General features: G+C 49.4%; 11 protein-coding genes. 7 read left to right on the top strand and 4 right to left on the bottom strand.

What is annotated here, in order from left to right:
- Nucleotides 1–179 precede the first annotated feature (179 nt).
- Complete coding sequence (locus tag NSS82_RS10635; protein ID WP_341109793.1) at nt 180–2,387, bottom strand: helix-turn-helix domain-containing protein; 2,208 nt, start codon at nt 2,385–2,387, stop codon at nt 180–182.
- 238 nt (nt 2,388–2,625) lie between these two features.
- On the opposite strand from NSS82_RS10635, the gene NSS82_RS10640 reads away from it, so the two are divergent.
- Both NSS82_RS10640 and NSS82_RS10645 read left to right on the top strand, forming a co-directional pair.
- Nucleotides 2,626–4,191 carry a glycoside hydrolase family 43 protein gene (locus NSS82_RS10640; protein ID WP_038569642.1) on the top strand — a complete coding sequence of 522 codons (1,566 nt, stop codon included), beginning with the start codon at nt 2,626–2,628 and terminating at the stop codon, nt 4,189–4,191.
- 19 nt (nt 4,192–4,210) lie between these two features.
- Nucleotides 4,211–5,665, top strand: coding sequence for a glycoside hydrolase family 28 protein (locus NSS82_RS10645; RefSeq protein ID WP_038569644.1), 1,455 nt, complete (start codon nt 4,211–4,213; stop codon nt 5,663–5,665).
- Between the two features lie 6 nt (nt 5,666–5,671).
- On the opposite strand, the gene NSS82_RS10650 is transcribed toward NSS82_RS10645, so the two are convergent.
- Entirely contained in the window at nt 5,672–6,553 is an 882-nt protein-coding gene (locus NSS82_RS10650; RefSeq protein ID WP_038569646.1) for a helix-turn-helix transcriptional regulator, read from the bottom strand.
- Between the two features lie 73 nt (nt 6,554–6,626).
- Between NSS82_RS10650 and NSS82_RS10655 the strand changes: the two genes are divergently transcribed.
- The 3 genes from NSS82_RS10655 to NSS82_RS10665 are packed head-to-tail and all read left to right on the top strand — an operon-like array spanning nt 6,627 to nt 9,732.
- Nucleotides 6,627–7,517, top strand: coding sequence for a pectinesterase family protein (locus tag NSS82_RS10655; RefSeq protein ID WP_036683998.1), 891 nt, complete (start codon nt 6,627–6,629; stop codon nt 7,515–7,517).
- Between the two features lie 17 nt (nt 7,518–7,534).
- The gene (locus tag NSS82_RS10660) at nt 7,535–8,557 is read left to right on the top strand and encodes an alpha/beta hydrolase family protein (RefSeq protein WP_038569648.1); all 1,023 of its coding nucleotides are present in this window, start codon (nt 7,535–7,537) and stop codon (nt 8,555–8,557) included.
- Nucleotides 8,558–8,604: 47 nt separating this feature from the next.
- Nucleotides 8,605–9,732 (top strand): glycoside hydrolase family 88/105 protein, encoded by a 1,128-nt coding sequence (locus NSS82_RS10665; RefSeq protein WP_038569650.1) that lies wholly within the window; start codon nt 8,605–8,607, stop codon nt 9,730–9,732.
- 67 nt (nt 9,733–9,799) lie between these two features.
- Here the strand turns inward: NSS82_RS10665 and NSS82_RS10670 are convergent, their stop codons facing one another.
- Both NSS82_RS10670 and NSS82_RS10675 read right to left on the bottom strand, forming a co-directional pair.
- Entirely contained in the window at nt 9,800–10,120 is a 321-nt protein-coding gene (locus NSS82_RS10670; RefSeq protein WP_036683993.1) for a cupin domain-containing protein, read from the bottom strand.
- Between the two features lie 26 nt (nt 10,121–10,146).
- Nucleotides 10,147–12,687 carry a heparinase II/III domain-containing protein gene (locus tag NSS82_RS10675; RefSeq protein ID WP_076272463.1) on the bottom strand — a complete coding sequence of 847 codons (2,541 nt, stop codon included), beginning with the start codon at nt 12,685–12,687 and terminating at the stop codon, nt 10,147–10,149.
- Between the two features lie 236 nt (nt 12,688–12,923).
- Between NSS82_RS10675 and NSS82_RS10680 the strand changes: the two genes are divergently transcribed.
- Nucleotides 12,924–13,820, top strand: a complete 897-nt coding sequence (locus NSS82_RS10680; RefSeq protein ID WP_038569654.1) for a carbohydrate ABC transporter permease — start codon at nt 12,924–12,926, stop codon at nt 13,818–13,820.
- A 90-nt stretch (nt 13,821–13,910) separates the two neighbouring features.
- A complete protein-coding gene (locus tag NSS82_RS10685; protein ID WP_036684144.1) occupies nt 13,911–14,729 on the top strand; it encodes a carbohydrate ABC transporter permease in 819 nt (272 codons plus the stop codon).
- The last annotated feature ends 1 nt before the right edge of the window (nt 14,730 follow it).

Genomic DNA, 14,730 nt, shown 5'->3' on the forward strand with positions numbered 1-14,730 from the left:
GCTTAAAAAAACGAAAAAAACAGAACTTTTTTGTTTTTTAGGTGCTAAAAAGCCTGATTTAAAGGGAAATCTCATAGTATATGCGACGCGAGGGATTATTCATAGAAAGTCAAAAAGGGAATGTCTCCGGCTATGAAAATGCTGCCGGGACATCCCCTTTGTTCCTTACTTTTAGCGGGTCAATCAGGAAGATTCTGTTTTTGCAGAATATGATTCATTCTCCATTTGGAAGGTGTAACCCCATAACGCTTTTTGAACTGGGTTGTAAAATAGGTGCTGCTGTTGTAGCCCACTTTCTCGGCAATTTCCCGGATATCCAAGCCAAGCTCTGTGACTAATAACATCTGCGCCTGCTCCAGACGCAGCAGGTTAACGAAATCGGGAAAGCTGCAGTTTACTTCGTCGGCAATAAGTCTACTGAGATAAGCGGGACTTAGCGATAGCTTGTCGGCAAGGGCATTAAGGGAGAGCCTGGAGTCATCATAATGATCTCTGATATAACAAATGGCTTCACCAGCAATGCTCTTGGTCTGTACAGCACTCATGCTGGCAATGCGCTCGTGGGCGGTATAACAGCTGTCTACAATCCAATTCCATAGCTTGTCATAGCTTTGGATCTGCCAGATATGCTGGTAATTATCTAGAAAGCCGGAATGCTGGACGTCTGCATTAAGCTCAGCCGTGCGACTGAGCTCAAAGACCAGTCTCGATAAAGCGATGGTGGCAGGCTCGACACGGTAACTGCAGGCTACTGCCAGCAATCTCTCCACTGCCTGCGGAATATGGTTAGAGAGTTCCGTCTGCTTAACGGCTTGCAGTACCGGTTCAAGGGCACTGTCGGGCATTGGGCTGCTGTTCAGATGGATCGTATCATCGGCAAAGATGATGTTCTGCTGCACATGAAATTTATTATATTGCAGACAGTCCGCAGCTTCATTGTATTTAGCCCTCAGTAGGTTTAAATCATCCGTCAGCCCGCTGATTCCGAAGGCGCAGCAGGCTCCGGAAAGCTGCAGCTGAGCGGCGACTTCTTCCCATTTGCCGCGGTACAAAGCGTAATCGCCGAAGCTCCCGCTGTGAAGCTCGCTCAGAATAAGTACAGCAGTGCCCTGATGCGGGCGGAAGGATTGAATGGCTGCAAGTTCACAGAAGGCATGTTCAATCTGCTGTATGTTTTCTTCAAAGGTATGCCGGAAGTCGGAGTCTTCAGGTTGATCGGGCTCCAGAGCGGTCAGCACGCATACACAATATGCTCCCCCAGCAGCGGCTATACTCATCAGGGGTGTCCTGCTGTTCTCCGGTGTTCTCTGCGGGGAAAGCAGCCACCGCATCAAGGCGCTATCATCGCTTTCTTTTTTTAGCTGCTCCAGCTTAACGCCAATCTGTTCGAGCTCCTGGCTTACGGTATCGAAATCGCCACCGGTTTTCAGCGCTTCTTCATTGCCAGATAGATGAGCGATATTGCCGAACAGCCGGCCGATTGGCTTATACATCCGCCGCGAGATCAGGTTGGCGGTTATAGATGCGGCGGCAATCAAGGCCAAGCATAGGCCAGTCATCAGATTGCGGGCATTGGAGATATCACGGATGCTATCCTTGTAGGAAGTCTCCGACACAAACCACAGCTTGTCCGCTGCAGAATATACATAAGTAATCAGCAGCGGCTCTTCACCTCCCCTATAGACAAAAGAGCCTCTCTCAGAGGTGGAGGACACCACCTGCTTTAACATGCCCTCTTCCAGAGGGATGTCAGATAATGCACTGTGCATGAGCACCGATGCTTTTCCGTCAAGCACAGCGTAACGGGTGGCTTCGCCTTCTTTTTGCGTAAACAGATTATTCTGCAGCTTTCCCAAATTGACGGTCAGCGCTACCGCACCATTATATTCGCTATCCGCAAATGCCCGGTCATTATAGAACACGGTGAGCAGGGTAATGGGGGCACCGTTATTCAAGGTTGCTTCCCACAGAAACGGTGATTCAACAATAATGTTATCCCGCATTCTCGAGAACAGCTCCAGCTTGGATTCAGGGCTTAGCGGAAGGTTTTCGAACATGGCAACAGGCTCATCCACTCCCATGATGTAGGCATTCTCCATATATTGGTTCACAACCAATGCTCCGCGGATTTGGCTTAGGGCACTGTACAACTGGTCGCTCCAGCTGGTATCGCCATTCATCATGAGCGCGTTGATGTTTGGATTCCTATAGAAGTCCATAGCGTAGTTCTGGACGATCTCTTCATAGTTTGTAAAAACGGTTTCAGTATTCACCAGTACATTTTGGTTCGCCTTGTTGACATTATCTATCGTAATATTCCGGTACCAATAAAAGATCACTACAGCCAGTACTAGAATACAGCAAACTGAAATCGCGGTTAGGCTCATAAAAAAGCGGGAGTACAATTTCTTTCTTTTTCCCAAGCTGCTCACCCCTTCAGGTAAATCCTATTACACCCATTCTAGAGGGAAAGGCTATTCGCTGACAAGGAGTGAAATATGGGCAATATAGCATGAAAGTATAAAAATGAAGAAATAGAACATAGAAAATACAAGAAAGTTAAACTTATACGAACTATAATTGGTGGTGCTTACATTTGAATTGTTTTGAGGAGGATTACTTTTAATGAGAACATTCCGCAATCCAGTGCTGCCGGGATTTTATCCTGACCCTTCCGCTATCCGTGTTGGTGAAGATTATTATCTTGTGACTTCAAGCTTTGAATTTTTCCCAGGCGTTCCTATCTTCCACAGCAAGGATCTGGTCAATTGGCGCCAGCTTGGCCATGTACTGGACCGCCCGTCCCAGCTCAATCTGGATCACTCGATTCCCTCCATGGGCATTTGGGCACCGACGCTCCGCTATCATGAGGGAGTTTTCTATATGATTACTACTTTTATTGACAATGACAAGAACCAGCATAATTTTTATGTAACAACAACCGATCCGGCCGGAGACTGGTCTGACCCTGTATGGCTGGAGGATGCACCCGGTATTGACTCCTCTTTGTTCTTCGATGAAGACGGCAAGGTGTATTATACCGGCAACCGTGTTCCGCCGGAAGGGCAGGATTATCCGAAGCATATGGATATCTGGCTGCAGGAGATTGATCTCAGCCAAGGGAAGCTAATCGGTCCGAAGCATAGTATTTGGCAAGGCGCACTCAAGGTAGCTCATGCGCAAGAGGGACCGCATATTTATAAGATCGGCGCTTGGTATTACGTGCTGATTGCCGAGGGCGGAACCGGGCATACTCATGCGATTACGATTGCCAGAAGCAAGAGTGTGACAGGTCCTTATGAGGGCCATAAAGCCAATCCGATTCTGACGCATCGCCATCTTGGCAGAGCGTATCCTATTGTTAATGTGGGTCATGGAGAGCTAGTGGAGACTCAGCATGGTGACTGGTGGATGTTCTGCTTGGCTTCACGAACCAGCGGTGGTTATTACCGCAATCTGGGACGTGAAACCTTCCTGACACCGGTAATCTGGGAGAACGAATGGCCTGTGGTCAATCCCGGCAAAGGGGTGCTGGAATTTGAGACGGAGGCTCCGGATTTGCCGGAGACAAAATGGCCGGAATTGCCTGCGCGCGATGAGTTTATAGGTTATGAGCTGGCACCGATCTGGAATTTCCTGCGGACACCGCGGGGTGAATTCTGGAGTCTCACCGACAAGCCTGGAGTTCTGCGGCTTCGCCTGAAGCCAGAACGGCTCTCGGAGATCACCAATCCATCTTATATCGGTAGACGCCAGCAGCATTTGAGCTTCAGAGCGGCGACGGACATGACGTTTAGTCCCGCTGCAGAAGGGGAAGTGGCTGGTCTTGTTCTCCTCCAAAATGCGGATCACCACTTCCGTTATGAACTGGGGCTGGAGGCAGGCGAACGCGTATTACAGCTGATTCATCGGATGGGGGGCAGCGAGCAGCTGCTGGCGTCAGTGCCATATCCACAGGATCAGGTACAGCTTAAGGTGGAAGCCAGAGGACAAGAGTACAGCTTCTATTACAGACCTTCTGAAGCCGCCAAGTGGACAGCCTTCTGCGAACGGACGGATGGCAGAGTGCTCAGCACCGATCTGGCCGGAGGGTTCACAGGAGCATACATCGGGATGTACACAAGCTCTCAAGGTGCAAAGAGCGAAAGCTATGCTGATTTCGACTGGTTTAGCTATGAAGGACTTGAGTAATAGGAGGAGGTGAAATTCAATGAGCAGCAATCTTGTAACCAATACGTATCCGATTCCCGAGCTTCCCCAGATTCCCGAGCGGACTTTTACAATCACGGATTATGGGGCGGAAGAGGGTGGATTAACGCTATGTACCTCTGCTATTCAGGCTGCACTGGACGCCTGCGCTGCAGCGGGAGGCGGAAAGGTTGTTATTCCCGCTGGTATCTGGCGCACAGGACCTCTTACTTTGCATAGTCGAATTAATCTGTATGTAGACAAGGGAGCATTGGTGCAGTTTGATCCTGATCATACCTTGTATCCGCTACTTTCTTCCCATTATGAGGGGAATGCCGGCTGGCGCTGTCAGGCTCCGCTCGATGGAGAAGGCTTAAGCGATGTGGCAATAACCGGTGAGGGAATATTCGACGGCAGCGGTGAAGGCTGGCGTCCAGTGAAGCGGTTTAAGATGACCGAGAAGCAATGGGAGCGTTTGATCGAATCTGGAGGAGTACTTGATCCCCAGGGCGAAGTATGGTGGCCTTCCCGGGAAGCCATGGAAGGTGAGGACTTCTGCCGGAAGCTGTGGGACAAGGGAGAAACTAGTATGGAGGCTTATCTGCCTGCTCGTACGTATCTGCGTCCGACGTTACTTAGCCTGCGCAACTGCCGGCGTGTGCTGCTGGAAGGGCCGACCTTCCAGAATTCACCTGCTTGGTGTCTTCATCCCATTGGTTGCGAACAGATTACCGTACGAAATGTTCAGGTACGTAATCCTTGGTATTCGCAGAACGGGGATGGCCTTGATTTGGAATCCTGCACGCATGCTCTAGTTGAGCACAGCAGCTTTGATGTGGGTGATGACGCCATCTGTCTCAAATCAGGCAAGGATGAGGAAGGCCGTAAGTGGGGAATGCCCTGCCAGTATATTACCATCCGGAATTGCACGGTATATCACGGACATGGAGGCGTTGTGATCGGCAGCGAGATGTCCGGAGGTGTACATGCAGTTCGAGTTAGTGACTGCCTGTTCATCGGCACGGACATCGGCCTGCGGTTCAAAAGCACCCGGGGAAGAGGCGGTGTGGTGGAGGATATTGTAATGGAGAATATCAACATGACCGGCATCATCCACGAGGCTGTATCCTTTCATATGTTCTATGCAGGGGTTGAAGGATCGGAAGGGTATGACGAGCAGTTATTTTCGGTTACAGAGGAAACTCCGCAATTTCGGAAGATTACCCTGAAGAACATTGTGTGCCATGGTGCGGCAACCGCTCTACTGGTTAACGGGCTGCCGGAGATGCCGCTTGCTGATCTAACCATTGAAAAATTCCACGCAGTGAGTGACCGGGGAATTGTGCTGCGGCATGCTACGGGGCTTAAGCTGGATCGTATCCGGTTGCAGACTTCGGAAATGCCGAAGATAACAGCGCATAGATGCAGCCACGTCACGCTCACTAATTCCGAAGATTTGACGATCACAGAGAGATAAAAAATTCTATGGATGATGGAAATCCGTCTTGAACTTCCGTGGGTGTGACCTTGCTTCTTTTCGGTATTGGAGCGGGGTCAGACCGGTTGATTTTTTGAATGTTTTATTGAAATGGGAAAGATGTTCAAATCCGACAGCGGAGGCGATCTCCTGGATTTTGCCTGTAGATCCGACAAGCAGGCGTTCGGCTTCCCTTACACGGACATGAACGATGTATTCCCGAAAGTGAAAACCCGTCAATCGGTGAAATACCCGGCTCAAGTATGAAGGACTAATGTAAAAATTACTTGCAGTTTCTTCCAGAGTAAGGGCCTCACGGTAGTGATCACGGATATAGGTGGCTACATCAGTTACTAGATGATGGAGTGGATGTTTCGTCCCTCCAGCTTGTGAGATACTCTCTGAACGCTGAAGGAGAATCATCAGCTCGGCGAATAAAGCGATTACGCTGGTTTCGTAATACGGTCGCTGTAACCGGCATTCTTCCAGCATCCGGTTCATTAGGATTTCCGCTTCGTCCTGCTCGCGCAGGGTCAGCTTGAACAAGCGGTACCCGCGGTCATGAAACCAGATGGCTTCATTCTGCAGGGAAGGCGGTAGAAGAGCAGGATCATAGTTGATCAGAATCCGCTCGAACTCGGCTACTTCCGAGCTTGCTGTGGAATGAAGCTCCCGGCCGGAGATAAGAATAAGCTCACCCTTATGAACCGTAATGACTCGGTCGTCCACAAAGTATACCCGCTCCCCTTGTATCAGATAGTACAGCTCGGCTAAGTCATGGCTGTGGGGACGTGGCATAGCAGTGATGCCTTTACGTTTCATATGTTGGATGCTGTAGCGGTCTTCTTCAATATGATATTTGTGATTGGGGCTAGTCAGGCTAGTCATAATTCTCCTCTTCTCTTACGAAGCGTTACGGTTATTATAGAATAAACTCAGGTTGATAGGAAAGGAGCCGCAGATGTTAATTACAGTCTCTAAGAGTGTCGACGAAGGATTCAGTAGTCTACAGGCAGCGTTGGATTCAATTCCACAGGAACACAAGGAAGAAGTGACGATCCGTATCAAACCCGGCATTTACGAGGAAAAAATTACAGTGAAACAGGGAACGCCTCCGGTTCTGCTATTGGGGGAAGACACAAATTCCACCATCATTACCTGGTCAGACAACGCCCATACTTTAGGTCCGGACGGAGAGCCGCTTGGTACGTTCAAATCCGGCACCTTGAATGTATTCGCTGAGCATTTCACGGCTGAAAATCTGACCATTCGAAATGCATCAGGTCCCGGCACTGGCCAGGCGGTGGCTGCTTTTGTTGATGCTGGTCATGCTGTATTCCGGCGTGTACGCCTGCTGGGTGATCAGGATACTTTGTATACAGGGCAAGGGAAGCAATATTATAACGAATGCTACATTGAAGGCGATGTGGATTATATTTTTGGCGCGGCTACGGCTTTGTTTGAACGTTGCCGGCTGCATAACAAGCGTTCCAGAGGATATATTACAGCCGCATCAACGCCTGAAGACGCATCGTTTGGTTATGTATTCCTCGATTGTGAAATTACTGGCGGTCAAGGTGTAAGTGAAGTGTATCTTGGCCGACCTTGGCGCCCTTATGCACATGTGGCTTTTATCCGCACCGTCATGGACAGTTCGATTATCGGGGAAGGCTGGCATAATTGGGGACAGCCGGACAGGGAGGAAACTAGCCGCTATGAAGAATATGGCAGCAGTGGACCGGGAGCTAATCCCGAAGCCAGAGCTGCATGGTCGCGGCAGCTGATTCCACAGGAAGCTGCGGAGTATAGGGTGCTGTCCGTGCTTGATGGCTGGCATCCTGAAGGATATTAAGGGAAGGAGCACTTCGGATGGAGCCTCTGGAACAATACATGAAAGAACTATCTGGTTCAGCTCAACGCAACTCGGCTTTCAGCAAAGATATACCCTTTCAGCAATGGCGCGATGAGCTTACCGCAGCATTTACGGAGCGATTAGGTGGCTTTCCAGAAATAGCTGAGGAGCTGCAACCGGTTCTGCTGGAACGTACAGTCTGCTCCGGGTATACCCGTGAACGTATAGAGATAACTACCTATGAAGGGTTGCGCATGCCGCTGTATCTTTTGATCCCGGATCAGCCGTTCTCTACCCCTGCCCCTGCCGTTCTTGCCATTCATGGACATGGCTATGGAAGCCGGGAGATCGTAGGCTTGAATCCGGACGGATCGGATCGGCAGGGAGATCCCGGGCTGCACAAGGACTTCGCTGTTTCACTGGTAAAACAGGGTTTTGTAGTGGCAGCTCCGGAGCTGTTCGGCTTTGGCGACAGACGACTGGAAGAAGACCTAACAAGCGGGGAGCCTGGACGTAATTCCTGCTTCCGCCTGTCATCAGCATTGTTGATGGTTGGGAAGACGATGGCCGGCTACCGTATCTACGAAACCATGCGGGCACTGGATTATTTGCAGACAAGAAAAGAGGTTGAGAGCGAACGGATTGGAATTATGGGTATTTCCGGTGGAGGACTGGTAGCTGGCTTCACAGCTGCACTTGACGAACGAATCGCTTGTGCGGTCGTAAGCGGGTATGCCAATACTTTCGTGGACAGTATTCTGACACGCAATCATTGCCTTGACAATTATATTCCAGGGATTTTGCTGGAAGCGGAGATGCCTGATCTACTGGGCCTCATTGCCCCACGTGGCCTGTTCCTCGAATCGGGAGATGCCGATCATCTGTTTGGCCCGCGCGGAACAAAATTTGCTTTAACCCAGTTGCAGACGATTTACAGGTCGGCGAATCATATCGGACAGGTAGAGGCGGACTTCTTCACCGGAGGTCATGAGATTCATGGTGAACCAGCCTTTGCCTGGCTGCGCAAGCAGCTCACCTGAGCATAAGATTAGACTTCATATGGATGACAAACGAAGGAGGAATAAGGATGTCTATAACTGAAGCAACAACCGTTCGCTTGTCCAGTAAAATTGCGAATACGATTCTTAGAGGGTGCAACAAGCAGGGAGAGCATGAATATGTGCTGGAAAGATGGGCGTATGTTCCGGGCATGTTGCTGATGGCAATGGCCCGGGCGGGTGTTCAGCTCCACCAGTCTGAGTATGTCTCCTTTATGGAGCGGCATATGGACACATTTATTGGAGATGATGGTTCCATCCGTACCTACAGGCTGGAAGAATATAATCTGGACCAGATTAACGAGGGGAAAAACCTGTTCCTGCTATACCAGAAAACCGGAGAAAAACGGTATGCTGAAGCAGCCCATTTGCTGGCCGCACAGCTTATTGGACATCCCCGCACCTCCGAAGGGGGATTCTGGCATAAGAAGGTATACCCTTTCCAGATGTGGCTGGACGGGCTGTACATGGCATCGCCATTCCTAGCGGAATACGGCAAGGTCTTTCAACGACCTGAACTGATTGACGAAGCGGCGCATCAGCTGCTGCTGGTTGAGCGACGGACCCGTGATCCACGGACCGGCCTGCTCTATCATGGCTGGGATGAATCCAAAGAGCAGGAATGGGCTGACTCGTCTACCGGATTGTCCTCTCATTTCTGGAGTCGGGCGATGGGATGGTATGCGATGGCTGTGGTTGATTGCCTGGAGCATTTTCCGCTCACTCATCCGCAGCGGGGGACGATCATTGGCATTTTCCAGCGGATGTGCGGCGCGCTTCTGGAGGTTCAAGACAAGGAGACTGGCCTCTGGTACCAGGTGTTAGATCAAGCGGGGAGAAAAGGCAATTATCTTGAAGCTTCCGGCTCGTGCATGTTTGTTTATGCGATGGCTAAGGGACTAAGATTAGGTTATCTGGAACCCTCTTTTATAGAGGCGATGTTGCAAGGATATGAAGGCATTCTGACGCATTTGACTGAAGAGGATGAACAAGGTGTTCACTTGCACCAGATTTGTCATGGAGCGGGTCTGAGCAAAGACCGTAATGGCTCATACGATTACTATATCTCTGAGGACGTACTGTCGGATGTGCCTATGGGCGTCGCTCCATTGTTATTAGCATCACTTGAAGTGGAACGGTACCAAGCTGAAAAATAACAGAAGCCCAATCATTCCCTAAGAAATGGAATGATTGGGCCTTTTTTTGCTGCCAGATATATATTTATTAGCGTTTCAGCAGATCCTCGCGGATTGGTGTAAAGACATCGAGCAGCGCGGAGTCTGCTTCCAATGCGGTTACACCGTGCTTTGCATCTGGCGGTATGGCAATACTTTGCCCCGCGGTTACCTTATGCTTCTCGCCGTCAATACGAAATTCAAAGCTTCCACGCAGACAGTAGCTCATCTGCTCGTGAGGATGGCTATGCTCATAGCCCTCGGCTCCCTTTTCGAAATGAACCTCCATCATCATCAGACTGGCTGCAGCATTCAAGATACAGCGTTTAACTCCCGGTTCTGCTGGTTCCCATACTCCAAGATTGCTCATGTTCTAATCTTCCTCCTTCTATATAGTTATCGGGGCATGGCGATGTGAATTTTGCCTGCCTCAATTCTTAATTGGGTTGGTTCAGGTTGCCCGGACGTTGACTCAGGTTCTCCGAGAAGCCTAAGCGGTCCGAGACCCGGAACAGTAACAAGGCGTTCCTCCTTGGTGCCGTTGATGGCGGCGATAAACCATTTTCCATCCGTACGGGATATCCTGTACAAGCGTACTCCTTCGACAGCCTCTTCATAATCAAGCTGTTCAAGCTGTAGTGAAGGAGCATCTTCTGTCCGGGGATGAAGCAGAATGACGTAGTCGCTTGTACCACCATAAACACGGAAATGTTGCTGCTCTGCCAGCGGATAATTCCCGGCTACAGCGCCTTCTCCCATTGTAATCACTGGAAGTTCTGGCTCGGCGATATAAGCGCTTAGGTGCTTGCCGTTCAGGCAAGCTGCATCAATGGATTGCTCCATTATACTTGCATCAGTACTGAGTGTATGCAGATTCCAGACGCTGTTCGATGCTCCCTCGATTCGATCCCATATCAAGTAGACGTTAAAGCCTGCTTTAATGAATAAGAAATTCCGCTCATATTCCCTGGCGTTAGCATCTGGAATAAGACTGCTGGCATGATCTAACTCTTCTGAGAAGCGTACTTCCTTGCAAGTGCTTTGCAGTGGCCCATTGGCAAAATTTCCGAATGAATCGGTAAATTGGACAACATTATGAGCTGCGCTGGATACATACCAATGCCGATCCCCGTTATAATAACCTCCCGTTCCAGAATCAAGGGTTACTGGAACACCATCTGCCCAGATGGAGAAGTGCCCTTCATCGTGATGAGCGTGATAAGTCAGCGGTGAAGCCTCGTAGATTGCATAATGCTGAAGGTTCTGTTCTCCGTTGCGGAAGATGACATAACCGATATCGGGATAATGTACGGAGTCGAGTGCAGGCCTTTGTTCTGCTAAATCGGGCTGTGGATATAACAGCGCGACCAGAGGCAGAGGAAATGCGCCACTATCCTCAATCGGTTCTCCGCCGTGCTTCCACGTCCAGAGCATTTCCCCGGCAAGCTGGGGGTCTTCGTCCATATAGAATGGGGCAGCGTATCCAAGCAGGCGAAACCATTGTTCCTGCACATTGGCATCGCCGACCGCTGGTGTAAGCAGGATGGGGGAGCCAGAAGAGCCTCCTTGAATAATATCGGGTACAGTCACTGTGCCGATTAGGAAACGGTACATGCCCTTAACCTTTTCATGCTTGAAATAATCAATGCCCTTCAAACGCTTTAATAGGACGAAGAAGAGAAAATAGCGATGCAATACTGCGCCATGGTAGCGAATATTTTCTGGCCATGCGCCGTCTGAATCCACCACTTCTGCCAGCTGCCAGTTGATGACAGAGAGGGCATGATCAAGATATGCCTCACTTTGTTTTTCATTGGGAAAGAGGAGGGCATATACACCCAGTCCGGTTGCCCGGTCGGCATTCCAATTACTGCGTTTTCCTCCCTTTTCATCTGGGAAGGTCTCCAGATCAAACCGGTAGTAGTGGGTATCCATCATCATGTCTGCGATATACCGGAAATGAGCGAGAAGTTCGGTTTCTTCTCCAGTGAGGAATACACTGCTGCCAGCAATCTGATCGTAGATTACCGAAGCAGCAGCGAGCCCCCTCCCGATATGCACCGCGCCGTAAGTATCATCGTCATGCCAGCCGTCTCTACGGAAAATATCCATGCCTACCCGCATATCGGCAAGCATGTACTGGAGCTTTTGCTTGGCTCGAACCGCAAATTCACTTTCACCCGTGATCATATACATATTGGCGTCCGTTCCCGTAGCCTCCAGCAGGTAGGCCCAATTGGTAAGCGTCGGCCGATTAAAAAGCGGGGAGAGCTGCTCGGTTCCCAACGGCTGCCCCGCAGCATTTAGAAAATGGACCCCGATGCAGATTCCTTCGTCTAGAGGAGCTTCCAGACTGAGTGCTGTCTGCACGCTGTAATGATCACCTTCGTATACAGGTATGGTCTCTCCATAATGAAGGATTGTCAATCCCTTCACTTCCTCATTACTGATGCAGATACATTGCAAATCGTCTGCCAGAGTGGCGCCAGATGGAGTCACACCAGATGGCTGAAGACCCTGCTGCCAGCTGGCCAATTTCTCTAGATATACTTTGCTTCCGTTTTCTCGGTCCTGACTCCACCCCAGCATCCCAGATTCTAGACCGCCATTCGCTAGTTCAACCGGCAAGCCAAGCTGCGAATGAGTCAGACGCAAGCCCCCGATGCGTGCCGTGCCCTTTCCCCGAATCTGTACAGAAAGCTTCAGGAAGGCCGTACTGGGAGGGGTTTTAAAAACAAAGGGTTCTACCCGGAACACGCCGAGTTTATGGAGTGGCGCAGCAGCTTCTCGGCTGGCAAATTGTTCAGATAGCTGCCGTTGTCTTTCGTACTCTTGCCGGACCTTGGGAAGCTGTTCGATTCTAAGGCGTATGCCCTCCAGCTCTCCTTCCGTATAACACCCGAAGGGGCGTGTACCGCCACCATATGCTGAAATCATCGGTAGTTCTAACCTCCTTGTAAAGTTGTCATATTTCGTGGGTGAGCTTTCTCTTAATTAGTATAAACGTGGCTTTACGAAGGGCGGGATAGATAAACAAATGAAGGAAAGGGGACAAAGCAACTGAAAAAGTGAAATTCTCCCCCAAGCGCAGTCGCTTTCTCCCTAACCGTTACGAACGGATAGAATTATCATTAAGGACATAAGCTTAGTCCAATGGACAGGAGGAACAATAAATGAATTTATCAAAACGTCAAATTAACGCCTGGACCTTCGTTGCTCCCAGTTTGATTCTGACGCTGGTTTTTGGAGTATATCCGATCTTTTGGGCTCTGAAGTACATGTTCTATGATTACCAGGGCTTCGGCGAACCCCTGTTTATCGGACTGGAGAATTTCGAGCGCTTATTAAGGGATCAGGAATTCTGGAAGTCAGTGGTCAACACCTTTATCTACGCTGGAGGCAAGCTGCTCATCACCTTGCCATTATCATTTTTACTGGCGGTTGTCCTTAACCGTGCACTAAAAGGGCGGCAGCTGCTAAGAGCGATTTACTTTATGCCGACCGTAATCAGTGCTTCGGTTATGGCCATCGTATTCTACGTTATCTTTAATTCATACAATGGGATGGTTAACCAGCTATTGGTCGGCTCTGGAATTATTTCCGCTCCGATAGATTGGCTAGGGCCGAAATATGCCTTACTAACAGCTATTATGATTGCGATATGGGGGGCTATCGGTAACTATATGCTGCTCTTTATCGCTGGTTTACAGAACATTCCTGAGGATCTCTATGAGGCGGCATCTATAGATGGAGCTGGACCCTTCAGAAAAATGTGGAACATCACCGTTCCCATGCTCGGACCTGTATTGCAAATGATCATTATGCTCGCTATTACCGCCTCCCTAAAAGGCTATGAGAGTATTATGGTGCTTACCGAAGGCGGTCCTTATGGCAAGACAGAAGTTATGTACCTGTACCTGTATAAGCTGTTCTTCCCTGTATCCAGTGGAGGTACAAGCATTCAGCAATTTGGCTACGGTAGTGCGGTTGGTTTTGCCACAGCAGTTATTGTAGGTCTGATTACCTTAGTCTACTTTTATGTATCTAAAAAGCTAAATGATATCTATTAAAAGAGAGGAGAATGAACAGTGAGTACATTACATGCGGAGACGAAGAATACTTCGGTCCAGCCTGTCCGATCCTTCAAGACCCGAGCGGTGCTGTCCCGGACCTTGCTGTGGATTTTTCTACTTATAGTGGCGGCTTTTGCATTGTTTCCGATTATTCTGGCTTTTTTCGGATCCCTTAAGACCAATCTGGAGTTGACGACAGGAACCACCTTGCTGCCTAAATCTTGGCAGATTGGAAACTACGCGCAGGCTTGGAATTCGGCTAACTTTGCCCGCTTTACATGGAACAGTGTGTTTATCAGTATCTTTACCACCTTAGGCACTCTATTAATTGGAACGATGGCCGCATATGCGGTAGCGAGAGTCGATTTTTATGGGAAAAGGATATATGTTGTAATTCAGTCCTGCACGCTGTTCATCTCGATCGGTGCTGTGGTGCTGCGGCCGCAATTTGACCTTATGGTAGCGCTTAATCTACAGAAATCGTTATGGGGTGTCATTATTATTCTGATTAGTGCGCATGCCACGGCATTTTTTATGTTGATTGGTTTTGTACGAGCGATTCCGAAGGATCTGGATGAGGCTGCTTTTATTGACGGCTGTAATTTCTATAGCGTATACTTTCGAGTTATCTTACCGCTTCTGACGCCCGCCCTTGGAGTCACGGCGCTCTGGACCTTCCGCGGAGCATGGAACGAATATATTCTGCCGCTGGTTTTTACTATGACACAGCCAAAATTACAGACACTCACCGTAGGATTGGCGGGGCTAAAATATGGTATCGGCGATGCGGCGCAACCTCAATTGATGCTCGCGGGTGCATGTCTGTCCATGTTGCCAATGATTGTTGTCTATATTTTCGCTAATAAATCGTTCATGCAGATGACAGCTGGCTCTGTAAAGGGCTAGA

The sequence above is a fragment of the Paenibacillus sp. FSL H7-0735 genome (assembly GCF_038008505.1).
Lineage (GTDB): Bacteria > Bacillota > Bacilli > Paenibacillales > Paenibacillaceae > Paenibacillus_AQ > Paenibacillus_AQ odorifer.

Coding starts and splice junctions, on each gene's coding strand:
- NSS82_RS10680 (WP_038569654.1), top strand. CDS start 12,924: ATGAATTTATCAAAACGTCAAATTAACGCCTGGACCTTCGTTGCTCCC.
- NSS82_RS10670 (WP_036683993.1), bottom strand. CDS start 10,120: ATGAGCAATCTTGGAGTATGGGAACCAGCAGAACCGGGAGTTAAACGC.
- NSS82_RS10665 (WP_038569650.1), top strand. CDS start 8,605: ATGTCTATAACTGAAGCAACAACCGTTCGCTTGTCCAGTAAAATTGCG.
- NSS82_RS10640 (WP_038569642.1), top strand. CDS start 2,626: ATGAGAACATTCCGCAATCCAGTGCTGCCGGGATTTTATCCTGACCCT.
- NSS82_RS10660 (WP_038569648.1), top strand. CDS start 7,535: ATGGAGCCTCTGGAACAATACATGAAAGAACTATCTGGTTCAGCTCAA.
- NSS82_RS10635 (WP_341109793.1), bottom strand. CDS start 2,387: ATGAGCCTAACCGCGATTTCAGTTTGCTGTATTCTAGTACTGGCTGTA.
- NSS82_RS10675 (WP_076272463.1), bottom strand. CDS start 12,687: ATGATTTCAGCATATGGTGGCGGTACACGCCCCTTCGGGTGTTATACG.
- NSS82_RS10645 (WP_038569644.1), top strand. CDS start 4,211: ATGAGCAGCAATCTTGTAACCAATACGTATCCGATTCCCGAGCTTCCC.
- NSS82_RS10655 (WP_036683998.1), top strand. CDS start 6,627: ATGTTAATTACAGTCTCTAAGAGTGTCGACGAAGGATTCAGTAGTCTA.
- NSS82_RS10650 (WP_038569646.1), bottom strand. CDS start 6,553: ATGACTAGCCTGACTAGCCCCAATCACAAATATCATATTGAAGAAGAC.